Genomic DNA, 26,817 nt, shown 5'->3' on the forward strand with positions numbered 1-26,817 from the left:
TTTTGCTGACCACGATCGCTACTGTAGTACTTGTTTACAATTAATTTTCCATGAAGTCAATCAAAACTTCAGCCATATTTATGTTTATCAATTGTATAAGTATTGTATGACTTTAGTATATTCTTGAATTTTGACGGTGTGATATTTAACCTTAGACACGTAAAATGAGTGTATTGAAGATCGTCTCCATCACCACAAATACATCCAAGAAACACTAGGAAAATAGCGATCGCCACAACTTTGTAAAGGAACACACTGCCTGATTCATTAAGTTTCTATCAAGCTTCACAAACTAAGCCATAAATCAATCTAGATTCTAATTTTTACCTACTAAACTGTACTCTAGCCAAGGGATGTGTTCTGCTGGAGAAGGCCTACGAAAATTTATTTGACGTGCATTTGCATGTAGTTATCTTCTTAAGCATATACTATACTACAAGTTTGAGTTTAAGCCTATGAGCAGAATAATTAGTAATTCCCGATGGATGGACATAGGGACTTAATCGAGCGATCGACATAGAAAAAATTTACTAATTAATATTTCAAAATTAACGGCATTTATAAATGAGCTATAGTTATGAATTAATATGGCAAGCCAAGGACTCAGAGCATCACCAGAAGGCATAAGGGCAGCAAAAACAGCTTTAACAGACAAAACTTGGAGTCAGCATAAATTAGCAGCAGCTTTAGGGATTACACGTCAACCAGTTTCCAAATTTTTTGCAGGTGAGTCAGTTTCTCGCTCTTGTTTTGTGCAAATTTGTCAACAGCTAGGGCTATCTTGGCAAAAGGTTGCTGGTTTACCTGAAGATTTAGTATTTGAGCAAAGTGGTAAAGGGCGATTCAAAGATGCTGACCTCGATACATTAGTTAAGGAAGTGCGGCAAAAGCGCCAAGAAAAAATCCAATATCAGTGCAACATTATACAAATGTTGGACATTCCCCAAACAGTTAAATTGATAGACATTTATACCAGTATTAATGTTTTAGAAGAGATAAATAACCTGCAATGGCGAGAAATTGATGACTGGTTGAAAGACTTTAAATCTGAGTCAAATTTTAACCAACTAAGAACATATAAGCGGGAAAGAAAATTAACAGGATTAGAAGCTGTTTTGCAACACTCAAAATTAACGATCCTGGGTAAGCCAGGTTCAGGTAAAACTATATTTTTAAAATATCTAGCTATTGAGTGCAACAAAGGTCAATTTCAGCCTAACCAAATACCAGTTTTTATCAGAGCAAAAGAATTTGCTGAAGATGCTAAAAATGATAGCAAATTTAATTTATTTGATTATATCAGCGAAGAATTTCTCAGTTGTGATGTTGAAAAAGAATTAACTAAAACTTTGTTGACTCATGGTAAGCTGCTGATTTTATTGGATGGATTAGATGAAGTATCAATAGAAGAAATAGAAAAATTAACAATAGAAATTCGGAGCTTTACTCAGATATTTTACAAAAATCGGTTTATTATTAGCTGCCGAATTGCTGCTCACAAATATAGGTTTCACGGATTTACTGAAGTTGAAGTGGCAGACTTTGACCAAGAGCAAGTAGAAGTTTTTGCCAAAAAATGGTTTGTTGCTGTTGCTTCCAAGTACAAAGAAGATGGACAAGCCAGAGGAAATTTATTTATTAATCAACTAAATCTACAGGAAAATCAGCATATCCGAGAATTGAGCTTCACTCCATTATTGCTGCATTGGATTTGTTTAGTGTTCCAAGGGAAAAATGAATTTCCTTTAAACCAGGCTAAGTTATATGAGCAAGCATTGAATATTCTCTTTTATAAATGGGATGAAGTTAGAGGTATTAAACGCGATCGCATTGCTAGTAATTTAACTTTGGCAATCAAAAAAAAGGTAATTTCTCAAATTGCAGCTATCAATTTTGATACAGAAAATTACTTTTTGTCAAAGGAAAAAATACTGGAATTGATTGCTGATTATTTGCAAAAACTTCAATTGCAGCTGGATAACGAAGCAGTGCTGAAAGCAATTGAAGTCGAACATGGATTATTGATAGAACGGTCACAGGAAATTTACTCATTTTCTCATCTGATATTCCAAAAGTATTTTACTGCTAGAAACAATGTGGAAAATTCCCAAGCCCAAAACTGGGAGTATCTGGTTAGTCACATGACTGAAAAGCGCTGGCGAGAGGTATTTTTACTAACTGTTAATATGTTGCCTAATGCTGACGAAATTTTACAGTTAATGAAGCAAAAAATTGATTTGCTAGTGGCTAATGATGAGAGATTACAGTATTTTCTAACTTGGTTACATCAAAAATCTAGTTCAGTTTATACCCGCCATAAAGCAGCAGCTATTCGTGCTTTTTACCTAGTTTGTGTTGAGCGTAGCCTTCACCATAGCCATCGCGCCTTAATCTATATTTCTGGTTATAACCTTGAGTACGCCCTAGTTGGTAACATAGCTTTTGACTCTGACCTTGCCCTTGATGAGTTTCTATATAGTACTATTGCCTGTTTTAATGACGTTGAGTTTGCATTTGAGCGTAACCTAAAAGATGCCCTTGATTATGCTCATGCCTTTGCTATTGCTTTTAACGAAGCCATTGAGCTTGTTAGTACTTCTAAATTGAAACAAGCCTTGCAAAAACTGAAAACACAACTGCCAGATCTAGACAGTAATCTAGAAAGATTCAGAGAGTGGTGGCAAACCAAAGGTAAAGTTTGGGGTAAACAATTAAGATATTTCCTGATTAAGTATCGTAATATTGGTTACGACTGGGAATTCAACGAGCAACAAAAAGAATTACTCCAAAAATATTACGATGTGAATAAATTATTGGTAGATTGTCTCAACAGTGCTGCTGATGTAAGTCCTACAGCGCGGCAGAAAATTGAGAATACATTATTGTTAGCGATCGCCGATATTGAAAAGCTACATAATTCTAACGTTTCATAACTCCGAATCCAGTAAATCAGACTTTGATGACCAAGATAATAGTACAAAAATCATACTGAACTATGAATTCTTATTCATAGTAATATGATTATTCGCATAGTCTTAATTGACCAAATTTGCAATTTATTAATTGGTAGAAATTATTGAAATTCCTTACTCTATCTGAAGAGATATTTTAAAGATATTCATACTAGGGAAGGAGCAATTAATTTTATTTTCTTAGTTAAATTGCTATTAACATCGTGAGTAAGGAATAGTTATGAATAATTTAGTAGGCGGTATCATTCCCCCACAGCCACCAATACAAGCAGAATCTGATGTTCATACATTGAAATCTCGTTTGGAATGGGGCGAACCAGCTTTTACAATATTGGATGTGCGCGATCGCAGAACCTTTAACGAAGGTCACATTATGGGAGCGATGCCCATGCCAATAGATGAATTAGTAGACCGTGCAGCAGCTTCTTTGGAAAAAAGCCGCGATATTTATGTTTACGGCGGTAATGATGAAGAAACTGCCCAAGCCGCACAACAACTGCGTTCTAGCGGGTTTGAACATGTTTCTCAACTCAAAGGTGGTCTTGGCGCATGGAAGGCGATCGGCGGCCCCACCGAAGGTATTATTGAATCAAAAACTCCCCCAGGTGCTGATGATTACAATGTGGTAGCTCGGCTACAAAATCATGCAGAAAATCAGCAAAAGGGAGGCGAAAGTACTGCTGACAGTATTAAAAGGGGAGTAAGTAACCTCAAGGATAACATTCAAGAAGGAGCTAGCAACCTCAAGGAAGGCGCTAGTAACCTCAAAGAAGGTATTCAAGAAAAAGCTAGTGAAGTTAAAGAAGGCATTAATGAATCTAGAGCTTCTAGCCCAGATGATTCTAATGTTGGATCTTAGGCTAAAAATGGCCTGAAAAATCAGTCATTAGGCGTAGGTTAGAAGTTGGCTGTTGACGGTTAACAATTAATGGTACGCCTGTGGTGGTTCAAAGAATTGAAAGAACTGGTTTTCATTAAGTCAAAACTTAACTTCAAATCCCATCCCTTTTGAGGGGTGGGATTTGCATTAATAGAACAGTATAACCCAATGTAATTTAGATAAACCTGTTTTTTCTCTTCTCTGTTCTCTTACTTATAATTAATGTTCAAACAAATCTTTAAATTGCAATAAATCTAAAGAAACTATTGTTGGCAGAACTTCAAAACATTGTTGAGCAAGTTCCCAACGTTCTTCTCGTTTGAGCATTTCTGTAAGTTTTTTTTGAACGTTCAGTAAGTAGCGCACATCATTGGCGGCGTAACTCAATTGAGCTTCAGATAAATTAGCAGCGTTACCCCAATCAGAACTTTGAGCGCTTTTATCGAGTTCTACTTGTTCTAATTCTTGCACTACATCTTTGAGTCCGTGGCGATTTGTGTAAGTACGGGCTAACTTACTAGCAATCTTGGTGCAAAAAACAGGGTGAACTTGAATCCCCAAATAGGCTCGCAAAGTAGCAAGGTCAAAACGAGCAAAGTGAAAAACTTTTACAACATTCGCCGCTTGCAGAAGTTTTTTTAAGTTTGGGGCGTCAGTTTGTCCTTTGGCGATGCGGATTGCAGTGACTTTTCCTTCTAGGTTACACAACTGAACCAGACACAAACGATCGCGCTGTGGTAATAATCCCATCGTTTCTGTATCGACTGCGATCGCTGTTGATTCTAAATATTGTCCAACGGCTGCATCACTGAGGTCGCGATCGCTCACCTGAAAATCTTGTAATGTCATGAAATGTTCAAAAATAATAGCAGTGTCCAGCAGACAAAAGTCTTGTCAGACACTACATTATTATGCAAAAATATCAAAATTTAAATCTACCTAGTGCGAAAAAAGATTTGAGTCAGGTAGACTTCGCCCTGAGTATTAGTAGCAACGCCAATTCCAGTAAGGTTGTAATTTCCTTTAATATTCTTCAGATGTCCGGGGCTTTCGATCCAACCAGTAACAGCTTCAGCTGCGGGGTTGCTATATCCTCGGTTGAAAGCCACATTTTCCGCTGCACTGTTGTAGCGAATAGGGATAGCTTTGACTCGCCCTTCAAATCCATGATGGCTGAATGGGGTTTTACCTTGAGCCATGTTTTGGCTATGAATTCTTGCCTGCCGTGTGATATTTGCATTTAGGGTCAATTTTGGTAGCCCTTTAGCAGCTCGATATTTATTAATTTCGTCAAAAACGGATTTTTCTAGCTCAGTAGGTTTAAAAGTAGGAGTCGATATTGCAGCCTGACTGGAAAAAAGCGACAACAGCTTATTACGGGTGGATGTATTTGTAGAATTGTGCCCTGGTATCGGAACAGTTGTTAATCCACTAGCAAGGACAAGCGCAGTTAAAGCGATGCCAAAAGCAGTTTGTCGGAACATGGAGAATTGCGTAATGTGTAGAGATATAAGACTTATACTCTACCTCATAGTTCCAAAAATATATACGAGAATACTATTAAGGATTGATGAATTTCGGCAATTTGACCACATCGTTTACATGGCATACAAACACTCATTTCCCATTGTCAATATTTCCATAGGTTACCTTCGGTAAAATCACCATTACTTTCACTGATAATTGAAGATTTTCATTCATTTAAGGTGAATTCGATGCTTCATATAGTATCTACCCAATTTGCTTAATAAAAAACCTCTTAGAGGTTTTGCGTAGTAAAACGAACCTTCTCAAACTCAAACCGGGACAAGCTCCTGCCTATAATTAGGGGCGGACAAAATGTCCACCCCAGAATTACTAGTAATTTATTTGTTGGTAATACCTAAATCTTCCCTAACCTATGTGCGAAGGAAAATTTGCGTGAAGTAGATTTGCCCTTTACTGTTGCTGGCAACACCAACCCCCGTCAAATTATAATTACCTACGATATTGGCTAGATGTCCTGGACTTTTGAGCCAGCCTTGTACAGCTTGTGTGGCAGGGTCACTAGATCCCTGGTTGTAAGCGACATTTTCAGCAGCTCCTGTGTAGCTAATACCGATCGCTTTCAGGCGGTCTTGAAATCCAGTATGTCCAAAAGCTACTTTACCGCTAGCCATGTTTTGACTGTGAATCCTGGCTTGATTATCGATGGTAGAATTACGAGTCAGCTTTGGTAATCCTTTAGAAGCTCTGTAATTATTAATTTGGGTGAAAACCGACTGTTCTATAGCAGCAGTGTTGATGGTAGATTGTGCAATCTTAACAGTATCACTTGATATTTGTGAAGACATGGGTATTAAATTTGGCTCTGTTACAGAAGTAGCGATCGCTCCACTGCTGAGAAAAAGAGTTCCTAAACCAATGCCGTAGATTGTTGTTCTAATCATTTGCTGAAAGTAAAGTTCCAGACCATCTAACCAAACTCTTATTAATTAAACAACTTGGTTATAAGTCTATATACCTCTACTTATGCTGCTATAGCTTCAAAAACTACCAGCAAACTTTTAAATTTACAATCTTACAAAAAAATTGTGCTGTCTCCAGACAATTTTCCTCTTCCATTAGGAAGATTATTTTTATTAGATTCCTCAACAGTGGTACGAGTTTTTTAGTATAACTTCTGCGTGATTTCTATGAGTCTTGGCTGACAGTTTGTAACTCTTCCTGCACTACACGCAACACCCGCGCGATGTATTCTGCACGCCATTTTTCTCGCTCATTAATTACTTGGGCATCCGGTTGATAACCTTCAATCTCACTAGCAGATAAAATACCTTTAACCTCTAGCAATCGTTCAATGGTGTCGAGGCGATCGCGCAGCACGGACACCTCACCAGTCAAAGCCATAACCATCGCCAATAATTTATCAACTTGCTGATTCTCTAAGTAAACTGGTCGTTTACCCTTGGCTGTTTTTACCATTCTAACTCCACTTTTCCAAAAACAAGGCTACATAACAGATAATTACTAATTCGTAATTCGTAATTCGTAATTAAAATTAAGGGTATAAGTTCCTGAATTTATTGATGAAAAAAGTAAATTTTATTCGCAATTCAAGCTTCCTCCTTTAGAGGATGTCTGAGAAGTATTAAATATTTTGCTTTATCACCCCTAGCCCAGGTCAGTCGCTCACTTCGGGAGACCCCAAGGCCGCGCTGGCTCCCTTTAAAAAGAGGGGAAAATGTCTCCAACTCTCCCTTTTTAAGGGGAATTTAGGGGGATCTACAAATCTTAAATACAACACCAAAAAGTTTTCAGACATCCTCTTAGGAGTCGGGTAATAATTACGAATTACGTTAGCGAAGCGTTAGCGACGAAGGAGCGTCATTACGAATTACGAATTAATCTAGTTACTTAGTTGCAGCAACTACAAACCAAGTGCCAAAGCTTTTGGATTTATCACCTTGAGCTTTCCATGCTCCATTAGGAACAAATTTCTCAAAAGTCTTATCTGCTGCAAAACCAGCTTCAGTAGCTAGGGCGACCAAATCCAAATCGCGTACAGCACTCCAGAAGGGTTCGTTGTTGTTGGCGGTTTCCCAATCAAAAACAAACTGTGTGTAGGCGTCCATGTGACGATACAGTGGTGCCTCCACATGGAGCATCATACCACCAGGAGCCAGTAAACGATAACACTCTTGCATCACCTTACGGACGGCTGGCGGGGGAATTTCATGTAGCAAAATGTGAGAAACCACTAAATCAAAAGATTCATCTGGAAAGTTAGTGTGTTCGGCATTTTGTTGAGAAAAGTGTACCCGTTTACCCAAAGATTCGGCTCTTGCATGACCGTAACGCAACATAGATGCTCCTATATCTATGGCGTGGACTTCTGCATCTGGGTAAGCATCTACATAGGGTAATGTGCTATGACCAACAGAACATCCCATATCGAGAATTTTTCTGGGTCGAAAGTCGGGATACTCTGGTAAGAGATAATTTTGGACTATGGATAGCCCCATGTCATCGTTGAGCGGCCCCAACCAACCCACACCATAAACATAAGTGCCGCGATCGTAAACTGCACCAGCGGTTACATCGTCAGCAGTAAATTCGCTGTGATATCCTCCAGGCATACAGTGAATGTCTACAGCTTTTTGATAAGTGGGTGTTGAAAAATTTGGGTCGAGGGTTAAGGTGCCAAGTTCATTACCCTTGTCTTTGGCAAGCTCAATCAACTCTGGCAGTTGCCTATCAACGCTGGTATTTACAGCATCCCATAACATTTCCTGGCTGATTCGTTTCAGGACACCAGTCCAACGGTAGTAGGGTTCCTCCTCCATTACTTCCCGAATTTCATAACGGTTCTGGGGAGGACGCTGATGTTCTTGTTCAAACTTTGGCTTGGCTAGTTTTTCATAAATTACTTTGTTGCCAGGAGAGAGATTCCGGAAAATGTGCAGTTTTAAACTTTGGACAAACTCTTGGCGTGCCAACTCGTCTTGAGTGGTTTTCGGTAGCATACCATGTCGAAGCTGTCGATCCATCGTTGCTTTCTCCCCAATATTTAACGTATATTTACTTAGGCGGGATTTAAAAATTTGGCTACTGTTTGCACATCTTTATCACCGCGTCCAGAGCAGTTGATAATAATTCGAGGACTGCCAGTTAGTTGGGGACACAGGGTTTCCAAATAGGCGATCGCATGGGCTGTTTCCAATGCGGGAATAATCCCCTCTAATTTCGATAATTTCTGGAAGGCCGCCAAAGCCTCTGCATCCGTCACACTATAATATTCAGCTCGGCCAATATCCTTTAAATAGCTATGTTCTGGCCCCACACCCGGATAATCTAACCCTGCACTAATTGAGTGTGCCTCAATGATTTGCCCATCCTCATCTTGCAGCAGATAGCTCATAGCTCCGTGCAATACACCAACTCGTCCTTTTGTCAATGTCGCTGCGTGTTTTTCAGTATTGACCCCTTCTCCGGCCGCCTCAACTCCAATTAACCGTATTGAAGGTTCATTGAGAAACTCATAAAATAGTCCCATCGCATTGGAACCACCACCTACGCAAGCCATGAGGATATCAGGCAATCCACCCCATTTTTCCATTGCTTGGGTGCGAGTTTCTTGGCCGATGACTGCATGGAAATCCCGTACCATCATTGGGTAAGGATGAGGCCCTGCGACTGAACCCAGGATGTAGTGAGTAGTTTCCACATTCGTCACCCAATCTCGAATTGCTTCAGAAGTGGCATCCTTGAGGGTTCCCGTTCCTGCTTCCACCGGGCGTACTTCTGCCCCCATCAACCGCATTCTGAAGACATTCAATGCTTGGCGTTCCATGTCATGAACGCCCATGTAAATTACGCATTCGAGTCCAAAACGAGCGCAAACCGTCGCTGTGGCTACTCCATGTTGTCCAGCACCAGTTTCGGCAATAATCCGCTGTTTGCCCATGCGCTTGGCTAACAATACCTGGCCAAGCGCATTATTAATTTTGTGAGCGCCAGTGTGATTTAAATCTTCACGTTTTAAGTATATTTGTGGCCCGGTGCGATCGGGACGGGCATAATGAGCAGTCAAGCGTTCAGCAAAATACAATGGAGTGGCACGTCCTACATAGTCCCTTAACAACTGCTGTAGTTCTGCTTGAAACCCAGGATCGTTGCGGTACTGCTGATAAGCTGTTTCTAACTCAGCAAGAGCAGGCATTAGCGTCTCAGGTACATACTTACCGCCAAAGCGTCCAAAGCGGCCTAGCGTATCGGGAACTTGAGTAGTTGAATTTGTAGACAGGGGAGTAGTAGTCACAGGCTGGTTTTGATGAGGGAAAGAACTTAATTATTATAAGAAAGTCTAAGCCTATCTGGGGATTTAAGGAATGTGACAAAATTTAGCAGTGGTGTAAAGCCCTTTACATAATTTTAGAGCTTCAAACCCAATCTCCAGTTACTACTTACGGCGAGTTTGATCGATACAGCAAGAAATACATTACTCAAAATTTTCAGAGGTAAATTTCTGTCGTTAGTCACGATTAATCTGCCAGAAGAAGTATTTAGTGCCTGTCGCTTGAATCCGGAATAATTTGTACGCGATATGGGCTTTGCTGCTGGGATTTACTCGTATTAGGTACAGGGAATGTCACTGGAAAAAGCCGCCGCGGTTGCTGGATGAAACCGCTGAGACTTTCTTGCAGTCTTAGCCTGAAACAAGTAGATGTCTTTGCTATGACTTTGATGATTTGCAGGGCAACTTAAACCATAGCTAAATGGCCTGCTATAATTATTTTTTATTTACCCAAACCTTGAGATTGAATTTTCTACTGTTTAATTTTTTTCTTAATAAAAATTTTATGTCTTCTTCCAATTCCAAATCTTCCGATAAAAACTTTGTCTACCGTGAATTTGGTAACGAGAACTCCCCCGCTACAGAAAGACCAATTCCAGAATTGCCCCCACAACAACAAAATTTGAGAGTGCAAGCTTCCCGCAAAGGACGCAAAGGCAAAACTGTTACTGTGATTACCGGTTTTCAAGCCAAGCCAGATACTTTGGCAGATTTACTCAAACAGTTGAAAACTCAGTGTGGCACAGGCGGGACAATTAAAGACGACGAAATTGAAATTCAAGGCGACCACAAGCAGAAAATTGTCGAGATTTTGACCAAGCTAGGCTACAAAGCTAAAATCAGCGGTGGCTAATCTTGAAGAAGTGCGGTTTACCGCATCTCTACCGCAATCTAAATTGAGAAAGCCGATGTTATCTTTGAGAAGTATTGCAAATATAAACATGCTTGAAGGGTGATGAATGAGTTGCCTAACAAGCTATTTGGCATGAAATTAACAGGAGGTTGAAATGGATTTAGTTCGGATTTTGTGTGCGATTTTTATCCCGCCTTTGGGAGTTTTTTTGCAAGTAGGTTTTGGTTTAGACTTTTGGATTAATATACTTTTAACGCTCTTTGGTTACATTCCTGGCATTATTCATGCAGTGTGGGTCATTGCTAAGAAATAATTATTTTTAGGGTAGGTTGAGTGTACCAAATTTCGGCGTTAAAGAAGCTGAAGAAGATTTGTGTAGAGGTGATTGATTAATTGCCTCTACAAAATGAATTCAGAACCCAGAATTCAGAATTCAGAATTAATAAGGCTTAAATATCTAAACTTGATAAAGTGGACTGAGTGAATTAGTTGCGAATTGAAGTAATAACTAATGATGGGTTCGTTTTGTTACGATCGCCTTTAATTAAAAACTACTTTTCCAGCAAAATATTAGCGGACGCTCTCAATCTTCAAGCAATTAGTTATCGGATATCCGATCGAGAGAATACGCTACTAATCTTGATGAATTAAGTAATTATAGTTACTCCTCCCGTATCCAAATCGTAACGACCCCCAACAATTTTTAACTTACCAGACTGTAAACGCTCAGTTAAGAGCCGCGATCGCTTCAGTCGTGTAATTTGATATTGCACGTTGGCAACCACAGCATTTTCAACTGCGTCCCCTGGCTGAAGCTTGGCATTTTTCACAACTGGCTTAATCGCCTCAACAAAGCTACCAATATCGCCGAGTAACGCTTCATTTTTAACAGCAGCAGTCACGGCTCCACATCGCTCATGACCCAGCACCATTAGCACCGGCGTACCCAATAAAGTAACCGCATATTCGATACTACCAAGGGATTCTGGCGTAACAATATTTCCAGCTAGGCGAACATCAAAGATATCTCCGATACCCTGGTCAAAAATAATTTCTGCGGGTACTCGTGAATCCGCACAACTGAGGATAGTTGCAAATGGATGTTGTGCTTGAGCGACTTCCTGCAATCTAGCCGCAGTTTGATCGGGATATTGGGGTTTATGCTGAACAAACCGCTGATTTCCGTCTATTAACTTTTGGAATGCGGCGTCGGGACTAAGGTTTTGAGGTGGCAATCCTGCGGCTTTTACTTGTTCAACTCGCCAGAGAAAATCACTGGAAGTTAGCATCATCCCGAATGCTCCTGTGACTCCTAATTTTAAAAAGTCACGACGTTCCATGAAATGCTTCATTGGATTTATGATTTTTTTATAACGATGCAACACATTTCATTGAGCGAATTTCCATTACGTCGGAGACGTAACAAGTGCCTCCAAACTTGTTGAGCAGTGGTCTAATGTTTTCTACAACAGGTTTGAGTTGTTCTGGCATACAAAAGGCGATGATGTAGACATTATCAAGCATCGTCATGTCTAAATCTTCCGCTGTTCCTCGTAATCCTTTGCCAGCAACATTTCGGATTACAGCATGACCGTGTACGCCAGACTTGTCTAGGGTATCTAATATTTTGCCAAGCTCAAAAGAGTTGGCGATAATTTCTATCTTTTTAACTAGGTGCATCTTATTACCTCCAAAACAGGTTAATTCCGTAGAGATATAACGGAATTCCCACAATAATATTGAACGGGAATGTCACTGCTAGAGCTGTAGAAACGTACAGGCTAGGGTTTGCCTCTGGAACAGTCATCCGCATCGCAGCCGGCACAGCAATGTAAGAGGCACTCGCACACAACACCGCAAACAAAAGCGAATCACCCTGAGGCATACCGATGAATTTGGCGATCGCCAACCCAATCACCGCATTAACTATCGGAATTAGAATTGCAAATGAAATCAGAAAAAATCCGGTTTTTTGCAAGTCTTTAATTCTCTTGGCAGCAACTAGTCCCATATCCAAGAGAAAGAAGCTGAGAACACCATAAAATATCCCCTGAGTAAAGGGTTCTAAAGTTTTCCCGCCACGTTCTCCTGTTAAGAAGCCTATTATCAGGCTACCAACTAAGAGAAAGACTGAACTATTAAGAAATGCTTCTTGCAAAACTTCTCCCCAGGCAAATTCTCGCTTTTCATCCACGGAGAATAGATTCACTAGGATCAGACCAACAATGATGGCTGGAGATTCCATCAATGCCAGAGCTGCTACCATGTAGCCATCAAAAGTAATACCAAGCTCGTTGAGAAAGGCACTAGCGGTGATGAAGGTGACAGCACTGATAGAACCATAGGTTGCAGCGATCGCCGCAGCATCGTAAATATCTAGCTTTAGCTTGAGGATAAAAAACGTATAAATGGGGACAAAGCAAGCCATCAACATGGCTGCTATGAGTGTCAAAATTACTTCCTGAGTGATTCCGCTTTTAATCAGTTCTACCCCTCCTTTAAAACCAATGGCTAATAGCAGATAAAGCGAAAGCAGTTTCGGTACTGGTGGAGGAATTTCTAGATCGGACTTGACAAAAACGGCAGTCATACCTAAAAAGAAAAACAGGATTGGCGGATTCAGGATGTTGGATACTATCAAGCTGACATCCATTTCCACCCCTCCTGATACTGATAAAGTTGGGAATTAGAGAAATTTATCATTTGAAAAAATTTAATGGCTCGATCATGATGTATCGTGTCTTGTTACCCCATGTCAATTGAACATTAAAAAACTCCATCCTTTTGTAGGTGGAGTTTTTGGACATGGGGTATGAGGAGATGGGGGAGTGTGGGGAGAGAGGGGAGAGAGGGGGATGGGGGAGTGTGGGGAGAGAGTGGGGAAAGATTTTTTCCCACACCTCCCACACCTCCCACACCTCCCACACCTCCCACACCTCCCACACCTCCCACACCTCCCACACCTCCCACACCTCCCACACCTCCCACACTCCCTACTTACCCTATGCCCTTAGTCTATATTCCAATCTAAAAGCAAGGGGCAGTTATGCAATTGCCATTCCAGGGTTGAAACGTTCAAATCTTTGATTAATCCAGTACTGATATTTAGTACCCAGCCATGAACCATAGGCGCTTTTGACGTATAAAGTACCTGACGCATGATTGAAGTTTGGTAAAGATTCTTTACTTGCGCCGCAACGTTCAATTCCGCCAAACGGTTCAGGCGTTCTTCTCTTGTTGGTAAGGCGTCAATTTCTGTTTTTTTCTGTAAATACAATTCCCGAATTGGATTTACCCAGTTATCAATAATTCCGATGGTTTTCCATTCTAAAGCCGCTTTAATTCCTCCGCAATCGTAGTGACCACAAACGATAATGTCTTTTACTTCCAGATGGAGAATTGCGTATTCTAAAACGGCTAAAAAGTTCATATCTGTCAGAGAAACCTGATTACCAATATTACGATGTACAAATAATTCTCCTGGTTCTGTACGGGTAAAATTTGTTAACGGCAAACGGCTATCAGAACAACCAATATACAAAAATGGTGGTGTTTGTCCGCTAGATAATTCTTCAAAGTAAGATGGGTTGAGAGCCAGCTTCTCGGCAACCCAAGCCTGATTATTTCTGAAGAGTTGATTAATGCTGTTATATTTCATTCTTTCATCAAATTTGAGAGAGAATTTTTTTGCAGAATAGTTCAGAATTCAGGAGGCAGACTTCAGAAATTAATTCTACAGAATACACAACTCAATTTTGACTGATGGCTGATTTTTATATTTCGTTTTTTTATAAAAATTTTAGCTGTCTTCTATTTATTTATCAAACGATATGCTTTTTATATAGCTGAGGTTGTATAAATTTAGATTGCGGATTTTTAATCTTCAGTATAGCTAGCCATACTTAATTATTTGTAGCAGGAAAGAGGCAACAGACTTAAAAGTCTATTGATATAAAAGTTTGGCGATCGCTCTATCTTCTCAACTATGCTACAAATGCTATAAACTCAACAAGATACCCGACTTATGTAATCCGTCGGGTATCTCAATCTGACAATTTTCAGAAATTAAATATGATTGCTATAGGATGTCTAGATATTTTGCAGGGCAGACAAAGTTAAGTGGTAAGCTAATCCTAATAACGAGCAAAAATTTGGAGTTGAAACATTTAATACTAATTGGAAAAATGATTGCAACTGATGGATTTACTAAACACAGATTCACCAAAGCTATTCCCAATCCAAAATATACAATTCAAAACCGTATCAGTTTCAATCAGGGGCAACAACTTTGTTACCGTTATGATGGTTGATTGACCAACGGTGATCGACACCAAGAGAGGAAAACTGGCAATTTTCTTCTAGTCGTTTCTGTTGCACAGCAGCTTTCCGGAGAGTAATAATTAGCTGATTCACCTGATACCGTAAATCGGGATTATCATTGACAGCTGACATTGTTTGTCTTTCTAAAAGTTGAAGTATAAGTTCGTAGTGGATAGGTGAAGGTAGGGGAATTTGCTCCATGAAGTTAGAGTTTAATTTCAAATTTGGGATTTTTACGAGTCAGAGTTTGTCTTTGAAGTTCTGATGCTGGGAAGCCGACCATTAGACTTTTCTCTTATTAATAAATTGTTACATAATAAATAACTAATTGTTTAGGGCTTTGATTTACCTAGCGATAAAGATTTAGCAAAGATATTGCTCATATTAGGCAGCAAAATGCTGTATATCCACGTATAGTATGCCCAATTGCCAAACTATTATGTACAGTGACCCTGCAAGGAGCAGGGTGTTTTTTTTAGAAATTCCTGGGTAATAAAGGGGCGATGGCAGCACCGGGATCTGGTTGTTTCACTAAAGATTCTCCAATGAGTACAGCGGATGCACCTGCTTTAACTACTAAACTCAAGTCGTCTGGTTTGTGTAATCCTGACTCGCTGACAACAAGGATGTTTTTCTGTTGCAATTGACTACCTCTTGCAGCCAAAAGTTGGCAAGTAGTTTCGAGGTCAACAGAAAAATCTTCCAAATTGCGATTATTGATTCCCACTAAGGAGACCCCATCTAAGGCTAACACCCGGTCAAGTTCTGCCAAACTATGGACTTCAATCAAGGCTGCCATTTTCAGGTTGTTGGCAATTTTCAGGAAGTATTGCAAATCTCCATCATTGAGAATAGCCGCAATCAACAAAATGGCATCTGCGCCTTTAATCCGTGCCCAGTACATCTGGTAAGGATAGATGATAAAATCTTTGCACAGTAGGGGCAAATCTACCGCAGCGCGAACGTTGGCTAAATTGTCAAAGCTGCCCTGAAAAAATTTGGCATCTGTCAATACAGAAAGGCAGCTGGCATCACCTTGCTGATATGATTGGGCGATCGCTACTGCATCGAAATCTGCTCGTAAAACTCCTTTGCTGGGAGAAGCTTTTTTTACTTCCGCAATCACCGCTGGCTTTGTTTTTCCTTGACGCAAAGCCGCTACAAAATCACGGGTGGGTGGCGCGGAAAGTACCTGATGTTGCAATTCCCGCAAAGGTAACCTTTCCCGCATTTGGTCAACTTCTTGTTCTTTGTGCCAAACAATTTCTTCCAAAATATTGTTTGGTTCTGAATTAGGTACAGCAGCCTGATAGCGTAACGTAGATACGGCAATAGCTGGATTAGGTGAACGGCGACGGATTTGCATAACTTGGGGAGTAGGGACTGGGGACTAGGGATTGGGGACTAGGGACTGGGGGCTGGGGACTGGGGGCTGGGGAACAATTCTTCCCAATCCCCAATCCCCAATCCCCAATCCCCAATCCCTAAATAGCGATCGCTCGTTTATAAGCTTCGTCTAGGACTTCTGAAAGTGTTGGATGGGCGTGAACTAGATGCGCTAGACTTTGGACACTTTGACGGTTAGCGATGGCGGCTGATGCTTCGTGAATTAAGTCTGAGGCGTGGAGTCCGAAAATATGGACGCCTAAGACTTCTCCTGTGTCTTTGCGATAGATCACTTTGGCAATACCGTCGGATTCATTTTCTGCCAAGGCTTTGGAATTTCCTTTGTAGTAACTTCTACTGGTGGCGATTTCAAACCCTTCGGTTTGTCCTAATTCCTTAGCTGCTGTTTCTGTTAAGCCCACATAGCTAACTTCGGGGTGAGTAAACGCCGCTGCCGGGATGCTGCGATAGTCTACTTTCTTTTCCTTGCCAACTATGTTTTCCACCGCGACGATGCCTTGAGCAGAAGCGGCATGTGCTAACATCATTTTGCCATTGGCGTCACCAATTGCCCAGAGATGCGGCACTACTTCGCCCGCTGACAATACTGCCATGCGATCGTCAACGGGGATAAAGTTCCGGCGATCGAGTTCCACACCTACAGACTCTAAACCAAGATTTTGCGTCGCTGGAATGCGTCCTGTAGCCACCAAGCAAGCATCTACTTCGATGACATCGACATCTTCTTTGGTTTTGAAATCTGCTAACTCAATTACCACTGGCGAACCGGGGATGACTTTTTTGGCGTATATCCCCACTTTGGTTTCAATGTCGCGGGGAGTAATCAGCACCCGTTCGGCAAGTTTGGCAATGTCGCGGTCAAATCCTGGCATTAGCTGGTCTAGGGCTTCAATCAAGGTGATTTCACAACCCAAGGCTGAGTAAATATCAGAAAATTCCAAGCCGATATAACCACTGCCAATAATCGCTACCCAGTTTGGTAGTGATTCTAACTTCACACCTTGGTCGCTGGTAAACACAGTTTTGCCGTCTACTTCAATTCCTGGAGGGACAAAAGGAATTGAACCAGGGGAAAGGATAATATCTTTGGCTGTGATGGTTTTTTCACCGCCGTCTCCAGCGATGGAAACTTTTTGTGCCCCGGCAATTTTTCCCCAGCCTTTGATAATATCGACTCCCAGACGTTTGAGACTGTTAGTTAAGTCGCCTTGAATCTTCGAGACGAGATTGGTAGCATGATTGGCGATCGCTTGGCGATCGAATTCCACACTACCTACTTGAATTCCCAACGACTTGAGGTGGTGGGCATTCCGTAACTCCCGCACACGTCCAGATGCTGCTAACAGTGCTTTAGAAGGAATACAACCGCGATTAACACAGGTTCCTCCCATATCAGCAGCTTCAATAATCGCTGTTTTTAAACCACAACTAACGGCGTGTAGGGCTGCGCCATGTCCGCCCACACCTGCGCCGATAATGACTAAATCGTAATCAAATTCTTGACTCACGTTAGTTTCCCCGTGTGCTTCGCCTATTTATTCTCAACTTGACTGACAATCAAAGCAACCCCTTTAACAGTTATGAGTTATTCGTTGTTAGTTTCGTCGCTGGGTTTAAGCCCCCACTATATAGTTACCAGTTATGAGCGATCGTTGAACACTAAGAACTGGTAAATGATTTAAATCCCCCACCATACGCCTGATAACTGTTCGCAGAATTTAACCTTTGGGCATTGCTAATTCACTTTAATTATGATTCACGCCCAAATGGCTAAAAGAGGGATGTTTTCAGTAATTATAATCAAATCTACATACTTAATTTTTTTATACTATCAAGGGCAGTGGAGTGGGAGAGACAGGGGTCAGGGGGCAGAGGGACGAATAAAATAACTCATCAGTCAACAGTCAACACTCTCCATTGCCTACGTACAAGCCATTGCTATTGACAAATTAATAAGAAAGAATCCAAAAGTCACACCATTTCAGGAAAATCGTGCTAAGTCCACCATCAAATTGATTCCTATTCCTGAATTCTGACTTCTGAATTCTTCTTTTTAATTTTGAGTTTGATACCGTTCCTCAAGCATGGCAGATGCTTGTCGCTTAGCGTGAATGTTTTTCATGTGCTTTTTCACTGTATTGATAGTGATGAAAAGCTTATTAGCAATTTCTTTGTAGCTGTGGTTGTTTCTGTAGAGGAACCAAATTTCTGCTTCTCGCCGCGTCAGTTCAAATTTTTTAACTTCGCTGAGGGCTACGTGTTTGAGAGATTCATATTTATTTTGGATGGTTATCAATAAACAAGGTACATCAAATCCATCCAGATTAAGTAGTCTGACTCGAATTCTAAAAATATTTGATTTGTCAAGTACAATCTCATCTGAAAAAATAATCATTTTATCAGAAAGCAAAGATTGGTTGCTCAGCAATGATTCACACAGATTCCAGATAGCTGGCGGTACAAAATTATCAGTACAATTTTCTCCATCGAATTGAGAAAAAATTCGATGAGCAGATGCGTTAGCATGAAGCACTTTTCCAGACTTATTTAAAATTAAAATCCCATCCTCCAAGCCTTCGATTACTTCTTGCAAAAAATCAGCTCGCTTTGAGTCATGATTGATATTTTCTCGCCGCTGTGTTTCAACTAATGTCTTTGTTAGAGTCATCATATCAGGTATTTTAATATACAAAATGCTACTGGACTAAAAGATTCGCGGAGTTGGAATACACACCATGAATTTTATGGATGGTTTACGCAAATAAATTGGTTGAACATTACAGTCCAATTACGCTTATGAGTTAAATTTAAGTTTTATTTTTTACTAAAAAGTTTAAAAAATACTTAAATTTAACAGATTGTGTAGTTTTATTCTGTGTTTTTTGGAATTAACTTAGGCATCATTTATATACAACTCCGAAATTGCCTATTTCGGAAATCGTCTTTAATAGATTTAGGTTTGCGGCTGAAGTTTTGATGTCTGTGGACTCACCTTTTTTTTCCTACTCTTAACGCTTGCTACGCGTAGGTTTTCTATTATGAGAAGGGTAGCAGTTAGCCCAGGTTGTGGGATCTTTGCGTGATGGACAACGTAGTCAAATCCTCATTGAAGACGCTTGTACTAAATAACAATCGCCCAAACATACAATAGTTATTTGAGTTGAAATAAAAATATACATACGTATATATTTACGCAGCTATTTGCTAGCAATGTTAATGTAGAAAAAATATCTTTGTCAGATATGTAGTTTAGCGGCGATGAAAAATTTTTATTACAATGCAGATGTCTACTAGGCAGCGTACTTTCTACCTCAATTCAGTAAATAATCAATGATTAATCAATTACAAGATTACAATCCCAGTGGCGTAGGCGAAATCAATGGCAACCTTTTAGGTTTACCATTCGATTACGAGTCTGCAAAGTTGATTGTCTTTGGTGTACCGTGGGAAGTCACTGTTTCCTATGGTGCAGGTACAGCTAACGGGCCACAGCGCATTCTAGAGGCTTCCACTCAATTAGATTTATTCGATTTCGATCGCCCTGATGGCTGGAAACAAGGAATTTTCATGGTGGAAATCCCTGAGGATATCTTAGAAAAAAACAAATATTATCGTACCTTGGCAGCAAAAATTATCGAAAGATTAGCCCAGGGTAAAAAAATCTCAGATACACCAGATTTAACACCTGTACTCATAGAAATAAATCATGCTTGTCAACAAGTTAATCAATGGTTGTTTGATAGTTGTCAGCAAGCCATTAACAATGGTAAACGAGTTGCAGTCATTGGAGGAGATCACAGTTCACCTTTAGGTTTTTTCCAAGCATTAGCAGCTAAATACCCAAATTATGGGATTTTGCACATTGACGCGCACGCAGATTTACGCGACGCCTATGAGGGATTTGAGTTTTCTCACGCGTCGATCATGTTTAATGCAATGAAAATACCACAAATTTCCAAGTTAGTGCAAGTTGGTTTACGTGATATTTCGCATGATGAAGTTCAGATGATTAACACATCTGATGGTCGGATTATTGCTTATTACGATCCTGCTATCAAGCAAAAACTTTACTCTGGCACGACTTGGATTGATTTATGTCAAGAAATTATCAATAATTTACCTGAGTATGTTTATGTTAGCTTTGACGCCGATGGTTTAGATCCAAAACTGTGTCCGAGTACAGGTACTCCTGTTCCAGGTGGTTTGGAATTAGAGCAAACGTTTTGTCTGTTTCGGGAATTGGTAAATAGTGGTAGAAAGATTATTGGCTTTGATATCTGCGAAGTCGGCGATGGAGAGTGGGATGGAAATGTTGGGGCGCGGGTAGTTTATAAGCTAGCGAATTTGATGGATTTATCTGCACAGAATACAGAATTCAGAAAATCTTAAGTTTCATTAATTCATAGCGAATTATTTTGTGAAAAACTCCGCGTGCCTGTGCGTTGAAAAGCACTACTGACTTATTGAACTTGATATCATCCGCTCCTTCCCTATCTAGTAAAATAACTTAGCAGCTCAGCAAGGAAAAGGTTCAGTATCATGCCTCAAGCTAGTATTGGAATTATTGGTGGCAGCGGTCTGTATAAAATGGATGCGCTCAAAGATATCGAAGAAGTCCAAGTTCAGACTCCCTTTGGTTCGCCATCTGATGCTTTGATTCTAGGAACTTTGGATGGGACGCGGGTAGCTTTTTTGGCGCGGCATGGCCGCAACCACACGCTTTTACCTTCTGAGTTACCGTTTCGCGCTAATATCTATGCGATGAAGCAAGTGGGTGTGGAGTATTTAATTTCTGCTAGTGCTGTGGGTTCGTTGAAAGCTGAGGCGAAACCATTAGATATGGTGGTGCCAGATCAGTTTATTGACAGAACCAAAAATCGCATTTCAACGTTTTTTGGTGAAGGAATTGTAGCTCATATTGCCTTTGGCGATCCGATTTGCCAGAATTTGGCTGCTGTGTTGGCAGATGCGATCGCTTCTCTTAATTTACCAGAAGTCACTCTCCATCGCGGTGGTACTTATGTGTGTATGGAAGGGCCAGCCTTTTCCACAAAGGCAGAATCAAATCTTTACCGCAGTTGGGGTGCAACAGTAATTGGGATGACGAATTTACCAGAGGCGAAGTTGGCTAGAGAAGCGGAAATTGCATACGCAACTTTAGCACTAGTCACAGATTACGATTGTTGGCATCCAGACCATGACAGTGTGACGGTGGAAATGGTAATTGGGAATTTGCTGCGAAATGCGGTGAATGCTCAAAAGGTGATTCAAGAAACTGTGCGCCGATTAAGTGAAAATCCACCACCAAGTGAAGCACATTCGGCTTTGAAATATGCGATTTTGACTCAATTGGATAAAGCACCAGCAGCAACGAAAGAAAAGTTAGGGTTATTGTTGCAGAAGTATTTGTAGGTAAAAGGGGGCTGGGGATTAGGGATTGGGTGTCAAATCGAAAAAATTACAGGAAATTAGGTAATTAAACCAGGTCTACTTTGAAACCCCTAGTTTTTTCAAAATCCCTTCCCTATTTAAAAGTTGCTTCTTGAAAAACTCCAGTTCTTAATTTGGAAGAAGTTTAAGTTATAGCAGTCGAACCATAGTTTAGGACATAAACTGATGATAAAATCTCGACACCAAAAGACTTTCAATTCTGTTGCCTGCTATAATTCCTCGATTGGTTGCTCCAGCATTTCCGGCACTAAAGCTGGGTTAGCTTTGCGTTCTTCGGGTGATTGTTCGCGAATCACATCGTCCATTTTTGGAGGGTGCTTGATTTTGTCAAGTACCTCTGGACTTAATTGTGATGGATCGCTTTCTGGATTCATCTTTTCAGCTTGACTAGGAACTGTTTCCTTATTCATAGTTATTTCCGCGAACTCATACACCAAGCTTAAATTTTTTAGTTGCAAGGCATACACTACCTTGGGGCTTAAATTGCTATTTATACTAATTGGCAATTAAGAGGATGTTTTAAATAATAAAGTCTAATTAATAACATTTGAAATTAAGTAGTTTCTGTAAATAACTCAACTATTTGAAGTCCGTAATTTATTTTACAAAAATATATTTTAATTCAGTCAATTTACTTAATTAAACCCTTAATACAGCGCCTTATGTTTCAGGGATTAGATTTTAAATAAGTATATTTATTTACTAATTTATGGTTAGATGCTTAAATTAGCTATCCGGGCAGGAATAGACAACACATGCTAGAATTATATCAGATTATGGCAATTATTCAAGAGCAATTTAGAATAATTTTGCGCTGTGTCGAGTAAAAAAGCTAAAATCTACGATTTTTGGAGATTTTTAGGTTATGACAACCTCACAGGAGAGGATTATCCCGACAGACTTGCGAAACGAAATGTCGCAGTCTTATCTGGAATACGCCATGAGCGTGATAGTGGGTCGGGCGCTGCCAGATGCGAGGGATGGTCTAAAACCTGTGCATCGTCGCATTCTCTACGCAATGCACGAGCTAGGTCTGCTGCACGATCGCCCGTTTAAGAAATGTGCCCGTGTGGTGGGGGAAGTGTTGGGTAAATATCACCCCCACGGTGACACGGCTGTGTATGATGCTTTGGTGCGGATGGCGCAGGATTTTTCCATGCGATCGCCTTTAGTTGACGGGCATGGTAACTTCGGTTCGGTGGACAACGATCCCCCAGCGGCAATGCGATATACAGAATGTCGCTTGAAAGCTTTAACTAGTGCTGGGCTACTGCATGACATCGAATCAGAAACCGTAGACTTTGCCGATAACTTCGACGGTTCCCAGCAAGAACCGACAGTACTACCAGCCCGGATTCCCCAATTGCTGCTCAACGGTTCCTCTGGGATTGCCGTGGGTATGGCAACCAACATTCCGCCGCATAATTTGGGCGAGTTAATTGACGGCTTGGTGGCACTGATTCACAATCCAGAAATCACCGATCTGGAATTAATGCAGTATGTCCACGGCCCCGACTTTCCCACTGGGGCGCAGATTTTGGGTACATCTGCCATTCGGGAAGCTTACACCACTGGGCGTGGTTCCATTACCATGCGCGGTGTTGCCAACATTGAAACCATCGAACAGCGGGGACGCCCAGAGCGAGAAGCAATTGTCATCACAGAATTGCCCTATCAAACCAACAAAGCGGCGCTAATCGAAAAAATCGCCGAAATGGTGAACGAAAAGCGGCTAGAGGGCATTGCAGATATCCGAGATGAAAGCGATCGCGACGGGATGCGGATTGTTATCGAACTCAAGCGCGATGCTTATCCCCGCGTCGTTTTGAACAACCTCTACAAACAAACGCCACTGCAAGCCAACTTCGGCGCTAACATGTTGGCGTTGGTGAACAGCGAACCCCAAGTACTCACCCTCAAGCAGTTCTTAAGCGTCTTTTTGGATTTCCGCATTGAATCCATTGCCAGACGCACCCGCTACGAACTACGAAAAGCCGAGGAACGCGACCACATTTTACAAGGGTTATTGATTGCCCTGTCCCATTTAGATGCGATTATTAATTTGATTCGCCATGCTCCAGATGCACCCACAGCTAAAGGCGAGTTAATTACAACTTACGGACTTTCCGAAGTGCAAGCAGATGCCATCTTGCAAATGCAATTACGGCGGTTGACTGCCTTAGAAGCAGACAAAATTCGTCTGGAACACGAAGAATTACAAGCCAAGATTGCTGACTTACAAGATATTTTGGCACGGCGGGAGAGGGTGCTGGAAATCATTGAAACCGAAGTCGCCCAACTGAAAACTAGCTTCGCCACGCCCCGGCGGACGGTGATTTTACCAGGGGAAGGCGAAATAGACGAACGTGACTTAATTGCCAACGAAAAAGCCATAATTTTACTGACAGAACAAGGCTACATCAAACGGATGCCCGTAAACACCTTTGAAGCTCAAAGCCGTGCTACCAGAGGCAAAGCGGCAGCCAAGGTGAAAGATGATGACACCGTTGAGCATTTCTTAACTTGCTGCGACCACGACAGCGTTTTATTCTTTAGCGAACGCGGTGTAGTTTACTGCCTAAAAGCCTATCAAATTCCCGTGGGTTCCCGCACCAGTCGCGGTACGCCCATCGTCCAAATGCTACCGATTCCTAAAGAAGAAAAAATTACCTCCATTGTCCCCGTTGACGAATTTAGCAACGAGGAATATCTAGTGATGCTCACCAAAGGCGGTAATATCAAGAAAACCGAATTGGCAGCCTTTAGCCACATTCGCGCCAATGGCTTGATTGCCATTTCCTTAGAAGAAGGTGACCAACTCCGCTGGGTACGACGCGCCAGAGTAGAAGACAGCGTGATTATTGGTTCTCGTCAAGGAATGGCGATTCACTTCCGGTGTAACCACGAACAACTACGTCCCTTAGGTAGGGCGACTCGTGGGGTGAAAGCCATGAAGTTGAAAAACAAAGACGAATTAGTGGGTATGGATATTCTGCCTGCGGCAATTCTTGAGACTTTGGATACCATTACAGAAGCCGAAGTTGAAGAAATTGAAACCGAAGAAATCGAAATCAATGAAGAGTCAGCAGAAGTACCTAGCAATGGCATTGTCGGCCCCTGGGTGTTGGTAATTACGATGGGAGGATATGGGAAGCGCGTACCAGTCGCCCAATTCCGCCTGCAAAACCGTGCCGGACAGGGTTTAATGGCAACCAAATTCAAAAACCGCAAAACCAAAGACCAATTAGCAACGTTACGCATTGTGAACAACGATGACGACGAAATTATGATGGTCACCAATCGCGGTATTATCATTCGGCAAGCGGTAAATGCAATTTCCATACAATCGCGATCGGCAACTGGGGTAAGAGTGCAGCGTTTAGATGAAGACGACGCTATTACCGGAGTGGCAATAGTTCCACCTGATAGTGGCGATGCAGAAGAAGCAGAATAAATACCAAGGTAAGGAGTTAAGTTTTTTACTTCCTTACTTAATTTCTTTCGCTAGTGGCGTTTTGATGGGGGTGACCGTCGCCCCCATTGGCGCGTGGTTCCTGGCTTGGATTGCTTTGGCTCCCCTTTGGGTGTTGGTTGTTACTTCCTCCAAATCCAAAAAGCAATCCTTCCCCTTTCTCCCCTCCTTCCTCTGGGGTATGGCCTATCACGGTATCGCCCTTTCGTGGATTATGGGAATTCATCCCATGACTTGGTTAGGCGTTCCTTGGTGGCCGAGTTTGGCGATCGCACTTTTTTGTTGGGGATTCATCAGTGCCTTGGGAGGGATACTGCTTAGTATTTGGGCGGCTGTGATGCTTCGCCTGGGCGAGCAGAAATCTTGGCTGCGTGTACTAATTGGTACAGCAGTGTGGTGTGGGTTAGAGAGTCTGTGGAGTGCTGGGCCTCTATGGTGGAGTTCTCTGGCTTACACGCAAAGTCCGCATAATCTCGTAATTGTACACCTTGGTCAACTTTCTGGGCCTAATGCTGTGACTGCGGCAATAGTCGTTGTGAACGGGTTGATTGCTGAAGGATGGACGAACCGCAGAGACACAGAGAACGCAGAGAGAATTTTCTCTGTGTCGCGCCAGTTGCTACCCTTCGGGAACGCTAAGAGCGAACAAGTCGGGGAACCCGCCCAACGCACTGGCTTCTCTGCGCCTCTGTGGTTCGTCAATAAATACTTAGCTACGGCCGCTGGATTATTAATTACTTTACATTTGATAGGTTTTATTTTATACAGTCGCCCCGTCGCTCAACTACCAGAAGCGGCGTTGAAAGTCGGGATTGTGCAAGGTAATATTCCTAACCGACTTTTGCGGAGTTCCGAAGGGTTTCGTCGCGCCGAAGAAAACTACACCAATGGGTATATAGCTTTAGCAAATCAAGGTGTGGATGCAGTGCTTACGGCAGAAGGAGCTTTACCTGTTTTCCAGCGTAACTTGATGGCAACTACCTTAGTGGCAGCAGTGAAGGAAAAAGGCGTAGTTGCTTGGATTGGGGCTTTTGGGGAAACAGGGCGCAGCTATACAATTAGCTTGTTTACTTTTAATAATCGAGGTGAAATTGTCAGCCGCTACGACAAAGCGAAATTAGTGCCTCTGGGAGAATATATTCCCTTTGAAGGAATTATAGGTGGAATAGTTCAGCGGTTGTCGCCTTTGGATGCACACCAAGTTGCGGGTGCAGCAAATCAGGTATTTGACACTCCTTTTGGTAGAGCGATCGCTAGTATATGTTATGAATCTGCTTTTCCCGAACAATTTCGCTATCAAGCTGCGGCAGGTGGGCAATTTATTCTCAGTTCTTCTAATGATGCCCATTACAGTCCGTCTATGCCGTTCCAGCATCACGCACAGGATATCATGCGGGCGATCGAAACTGATAGATGGTCAGCACGAGCAACTAATACAGGATATTCAGCCTTTGTAGATCCTCACGGGAGGACTTTGTGGATATCTGGATATAATACCTACGAAACTCATGCCGAAACAATTTATCGGCGGCAGACAAAGACTTTATATGTGCGTTGGGGTGATTGGTTGACACCTTTGTTGTTAATATCCTCTGGAGGATTGTGGCTATTTCAAAAGAGGTAAAA

23 protein-coding genes and 1 pseudogene are annotated in these 26,817 nt (G+C 41.5%); 8 read left to right on the plus strand and 16 right to left on the minus strand.

Going from position 1 to position 26,817, the window contains the following annotated elements:
• Positions 1 to 587 precede the first annotated feature (587 nt).
• Both H6H03_RS03240 and H6H03_RS03245 read left to right on the plus strand, forming a co-directional pair.
• Positions 588 to 2,933: an NACHT domain-containing protein gene (locus H6H03_RS03240; protein ID WP_190953697.1), complete on the plus strand. Its 2,346-nt coding sequence runs from the start codon at positions 588 to 590 to the stop codon at positions 2,931 to 2,933.
• A gap of 259 nt (positions 2,934 to 3,192) precedes the next feature.
• Positions 3,193 to 3,636, plus strand: a pseudogene (locus H6H03_RS03245) (rhodanese-like domain-containing protein); the annotation flags it as partial.
• Between the two features lie 435 nt (positions 3,637 to 4,071).
• Here the strand turns inward: H6H03_RS03245 and H6H03_RS03250 are convergent.
• From H6H03_RS03250 to trpB, 6 genes are all read right to left on the minus strand, one after another.
• On the minus strand, positions 4,072 to 4,701 hold the full coding sequence (locus tag H6H03_RS03250; protein ID WP_190953698.1) for a ribonuclease H-like domain-containing protein: 630 nt from the start codon (positions 4,699 to 4,701) through the stop codon (positions 4,072 to 4,074).
• An 86-nt stretch (positions 4,702 to 4,787) separates the two neighbouring features.
• Complete coding sequence (locus tag H6H03_RS03255; RefSeq protein WP_190953699.1) at positions 4,788 to 5,336, minus strand: CAP domain-containing protein; 549 nt, start codon at positions 5,334 to 5,336, stop codon at positions 4,788 to 4,790.
• Between the two features lie 414 nt (positions 5,337 to 5,750).
• Positions 5,751 to 6,281, minus strand: coding sequence for a CAP domain-containing protein (locus H6H03_RS03260; protein ID WP_190953700.1), 531 nt, complete (start codon positions 6,279 to 6,281; stop codon positions 5,751 to 5,753).
• A 244-nt stretch (positions 6,282 to 6,525) separates the two neighbouring features.
• Positions 6,526 to 6,816, minus strand: a complete 291-nt coding sequence (locus tag H6H03_RS03265; RefSeq protein WP_190953701.1) for a hypothetical protein — start codon at positions 6,814 to 6,816, stop codon at positions 6,526 to 6,528.
• Between the two features lie 428 nt (positions 6,817 to 7,244).
• A complete protein-coding gene (locus tag H6H03_RS03270) occupies positions 7,245 to 8,381 on the minus strand; it encodes a class I SAM-dependent methyltransferase (RefSeq protein WP_190953702.1) in 1,137 nt (378 codons plus the stop codon).
• Between the two features lie 35 nt (positions 8,382 to 8,416).
• Positions 8,417 to 9,652: a tryptophan synthase subunit beta gene (gene trpB / locus H6H03_RS03275; RefSeq protein ID WP_190953703.1), complete on the minus strand. Its 1,236-nt coding sequence runs from the start codon at positions 9,650 to 9,652 to the stop codon at positions 8,417 to 8,419.
• Positions 9,653 to 10,193: 541 nt separating this feature from the next.
• Here trpB and H6H03_RS03280 point away from each other — a divergent pair.
• Complete coding sequence (locus H6H03_RS03280; RefSeq protein WP_190953704.1) at positions 10,194 to 10,541, plus strand: translation initiation factor; 348 nt, start codon at positions 10,194 to 10,196, stop codon at positions 10,539 to 10,541.
• 154 nt (positions 10,542 to 10,695) lie between these two features.
• On the plus strand, positions 10,696 to 10,854 hold the full coding sequence (locus tag H6H03_RS03285) for a YqaE/Pmp3 family membrane protein (RefSeq protein WP_190953705.1): 159 nt from the start codon (positions 10,696 to 10,698) through the stop codon (positions 10,852 to 10,854).
• Between the two features lie 334 nt (positions 10,855 to 11,188).
• On the opposite strand, the gene H6H03_RS03290 is transcribed toward H6H03_RS03285, so the two are convergent.
• The 9 genes from H6H03_RS03290 to H6H03_RS03330 form a co-directional block, all read right to left on the minus strand.
• Complete coding sequence (locus H6H03_RS03290) at positions 11,189 to 11,881, minus strand: carbonic anhydrase (RefSeq protein ID WP_190953826.1); 693 nt, start codon at positions 11,879 to 11,881, stop codon at positions 11,189 to 11,191.
• A gap of 28 nt (positions 11,882 to 11,909) precedes the next feature.
• Positions 11,910 to 12,221 carry a P-II family nitrogen regulator gene (locus tag H6H03_RS03295; RefSeq protein WP_099065792.1) on the minus strand — a complete coding sequence of 104 codons (312 nt, stop codon included), beginning with the start codon at positions 12,219 to 12,221 and terminating at the stop codon, positions 11,910 to 11,912.
• 4 nt (positions 12,222 to 12,225) lie between these two features.
• Positions 12,226 to 13,194, minus strand: a complete 969-nt coding sequence (locus tag H6H03_RS03300) for a sodium-dependent bicarbonate transport family permease (protein ID WP_190953706.1) — start codon at positions 13,192 to 13,194, stop codon at positions 12,226 to 12,228.
• Between the two features lie 113 nt (positions 13,195 to 13,307).
• Positions 13,308 to 13,529, minus strand: coding sequence for a hypothetical protein (locus tag H6H03_RS03305; RefSeq protein ID WP_190953707.1), 222 nt, complete (start codon positions 13,527 to 13,529; stop codon positions 13,308 to 13,310).
• A 22-nt stretch (positions 13,530 to 13,551) separates the two neighbouring features.
• The gene (locus H6H03_RS03310) at positions 13,552 to 14,199 is read right to left on the minus strand and encodes a carbonic anhydrase (protein ID WP_190953708.1); all 648 of its coding nucleotides are present in this window, start codon (positions 14,197 to 14,199) and stop codon (positions 13,552 to 13,554) included.
• A gap of 611 nt (positions 14,200 to 14,810) precedes the next feature.
• Complete coding sequence (locus tag H6H03_RS03315; RefSeq protein ID WP_190953709.1) at positions 14,811 to 15,062, minus strand: DUF5340 domain-containing protein; 252 nt, start codon at positions 15,060 to 15,062, stop codon at positions 14,811 to 14,813.
• Positions 15,063 to 15,336: 274 nt separating this feature from the next.
• Positions 15,337 to 16,227, minus strand: a complete 891-nt coding sequence (gene trpC, locus H6H03_RS03320) for an indole-3-glycerol phosphate synthase TrpC (protein ID WP_190953710.1) — start codon at positions 16,225 to 16,227, stop codon at positions 15,337 to 15,339.
• A 118-nt stretch (positions 16,228 to 16,345) separates the two neighbouring features.
• Positions 16,346 to 17,776: a dihydrolipoyl dehydrogenase gene (gene lpdA, locus H6H03_RS03325; RefSeq protein WP_190953711.1), complete on the minus strand. Its 1,431-nt coding sequence runs from the start codon at positions 17,774 to 17,776 to the stop codon at positions 16,346 to 16,348.
• A gap of 545 nt (positions 17,777 to 18,321) precedes the next feature.
• Positions 18,322 to 18,939: a LuxR C-terminal-related transcriptional regulator gene (locus H6H03_RS03330; RefSeq protein ID WP_190953712.1), complete on the minus strand. Its 618-nt coding sequence runs from the start codon at positions 18,937 to 18,939 to the stop codon at positions 18,322 to 18,324.
• Between the two features lie 659 nt (positions 18,940 to 19,598).
• On the opposite strand from H6H03_RS03330, the gene speB reads away from it, so the two are divergent.
• Both speB and H6H03_RS03340 read left to right on the plus strand, forming a co-directional pair.
• Complete coding sequence (speB, locus tag H6H03_RS03335; protein WP_190953713.1) at positions 19,599 to 20,657, plus strand: agmatinase SpeB; 1,059 nt, start codon at positions 19,599 to 19,601, stop codon at positions 20,655 to 20,657.
• Between the two features lie 150 nt (positions 20,658 to 20,807).
• Positions 20,808 to 21,680 carry an S-methyl-5'-thioadenosine phosphorylase gene (locus H6H03_RS03340; RefSeq protein WP_190953714.1) on the plus strand — a complete coding sequence of 291 codons (873 nt, stop codon included), beginning with the start codon at positions 20,808 to 20,810 and terminating at the stop codon, positions 21,678 to 21,680.
• A gap of 248 nt (positions 21,681 to 21,928) precedes the next feature.
• Here H6H03_RS03340 and H6H03_RS03345 read toward each other — a convergent pair whose 3' ends face one another.
• The gene (locus H6H03_RS03345) at positions 21,929 to 22,129 is read right to left on the minus strand and encodes a hypothetical protein (RefSeq protein ID WP_190953715.1); all 201 of its coding nucleotides are present in this window, start codon (positions 22,127 to 22,129) and stop codon (positions 21,929 to 21,931) included.
• A gap of 455 nt (positions 22,130 to 22,584) precedes the next feature.
• Between H6H03_RS03345 and gyrA the strand changes: the two genes are divergently transcribed.
• Both gyrA and lnt read left to right on the plus strand, forming a co-directional pair.
• Positions 22,585 to 25,173 (plus strand): DNA topoisomerase (ATP-hydrolyzing) subunit A, encoded by a 2,589-nt coding sequence (gene gyrA, locus H6H03_RS03350; protein WP_190953716.1) that lies wholly within the window; start codon positions 22,585 to 22,587, stop codon positions 25,171 to 25,173.
• Positions 25,154 to 26,815 carry an apolipoprotein N-acyltransferase gene (gene lnt / locus H6H03_RS03355; RefSeq protein WP_190953717.1) on the plus strand — a complete coding sequence of 554 codons (1,662 nt, stop codon included), beginning with the start codon at positions 25,154 to 25,156 and terminating at the stop codon, positions 26,813 to 26,815. Before gyrA ends, lnt begins: the two co-directional genes overlap by 20 nt.
• Positions 26,816 to 26,817 lie beyond the last annotated feature (2 nt).

Source organism: Nostoc paludosum FACHB-159 (assembly GCF_014698835.1).
GTDB classification, from domain to species: Bacteria; Cyanobacteriota; Cyanobacteriia; order Cyanobacteriales; family Nostocaceae; genus Nostoc; species Nostoc paludosum.

Excerpts from the sequence above, each read along its gene's own strand:
- H6H03_RS03240 (WP_190953697.1), top strand. The coding sequence starts at position 588 with ATGGCAAGCCAAGGACTCAGAGCATCACCAGAAGGCATAAGGGCAGCA.
- H6H03_RS03250 (WP_190953698.1), bottom strand. The coding sequence starts at position 4,701 with ATGACATTACAAGATTTTCAGGTGAGCGATCGCGACCTCAGTGATGCA.
- H6H03_RS03255 (WP_190953699.1), bottom strand. The coding sequence starts at position 5,336 with ATGTTCCGACAAACTGCTTTTGGCATCGCTTTAACTGCGCTTGTCCTT.
- H6H03_RS03260 (WP_190953700.1), bottom strand. The coding sequence starts at position 6,281 with ATGATTAGAACAACAATCTACGGCATTGGTTTAGGAACTCTTTTTCTC.
- H6H03_RS03265 (WP_190953701.1), bottom strand. The coding sequence starts at position 6,816 with ATGGTAAAAACAGCCAAGGGTAAACGACCAGTTTACTTAGAGAATCAG.
- H6H03_RS03270 (WP_190953702.1), bottom strand. The coding sequence starts at position 8,381 with ATGGATCGACAGCTTCGACATGGTATGCTACCGAAAACCACTCAAGAC.
- H6H03_RS03280 (WP_190953704.1), top strand. The coding sequence starts at position 10,194 with ATGTCTTCTTCCAATTCCAAATCTTCCGATAAAAACTTTGTCTACCGT.
- H6H03_RS03285 (WP_190953705.1), top strand. The coding sequence starts at position 10,696 with ATGGATTTAGTTCGGATTTTGTGTGCGATTTTTATCCCGCCTTTGGGA.
- H6H03_RS03290 (WP_190953826.1), bottom strand. The coding sequence starts at position 11,881 with ATGGAACGTCGTGACTTTTTAAAATTAGGAGTCACAGGAGCATTCGGG.
- H6H03_RS03295 (WP_099065792.1), bottom strand. The coding sequence starts at position 12,221 with ATGCACCTAGTTAAAAAGATAGAAATTATCGCCAACTCTTTTGAGCTT.
- H6H03_RS03300 (WP_190953706.1), bottom strand. The coding sequence starts at position 13,194 with ATGGATGTCAGCTTGATAGTATCCAACATCCTGAATCCGCCAATCCTG.
- H6H03_RS03310 (WP_190953708.1), bottom strand. The coding sequence starts at position 14,199 with ATGAAATATAACAGCATTAATCAACTCTTCAGAAATAATCAGGCTTGG.
- H6H03_RS03315 (WP_190953709.1), bottom strand. The coding sequence starts at position 15,062 with ATGGAGCAAATTCCCCTACCTTCACCTATCCACTACGAACTTATACTT.
- trpC (WP_190953710.1), bottom strand. The coding sequence starts at position 16,227 with ATGCAAATCCGTCGCCGTTCACCTAATCCAGCTATTGCCGTATCTACG.
- H6H03_RS03330 (WP_190953712.1), bottom strand. The coding sequence starts at position 18,939 with ATGATGACTCTAACAAAGACATTAGTTGAAACACAGCGGCGAGAAAAT.
- speB (WP_190953713.1), top strand. The coding sequence starts at position 19,599 with ATGATTAATCAATTACAAGATTACAATCCCAGTGGCGTAGGCGAAATC.
- H6H03_RS03340 (WP_190953714.1), top strand. The coding sequence starts at position 20,808 with ATGCCTCAAGCTAGTATTGGAATTATTGGTGGCAGCGGTCTGTATAAA.
- H6H03_RS03345 (WP_190953715.1), bottom strand. The coding sequence starts at position 22,129 with ATGAATAAGGAAACAGTTCCTAGTCAAGCTGAAAAGATGAATCCAGAA.
- gyrA (WP_190953716.1), top strand. The coding sequence starts at position 22,585 with ATGACAACCTCACAGGAGAGGATTATCCCGACAGACTTGCGAAACGAA.
- lnt (WP_190953717.1), top strand. The coding sequence starts at position 25,154 with ATGCAGAAGAAGCAGAATAAATACCAAGGTAAGGAGTTAAGTTTTTTA.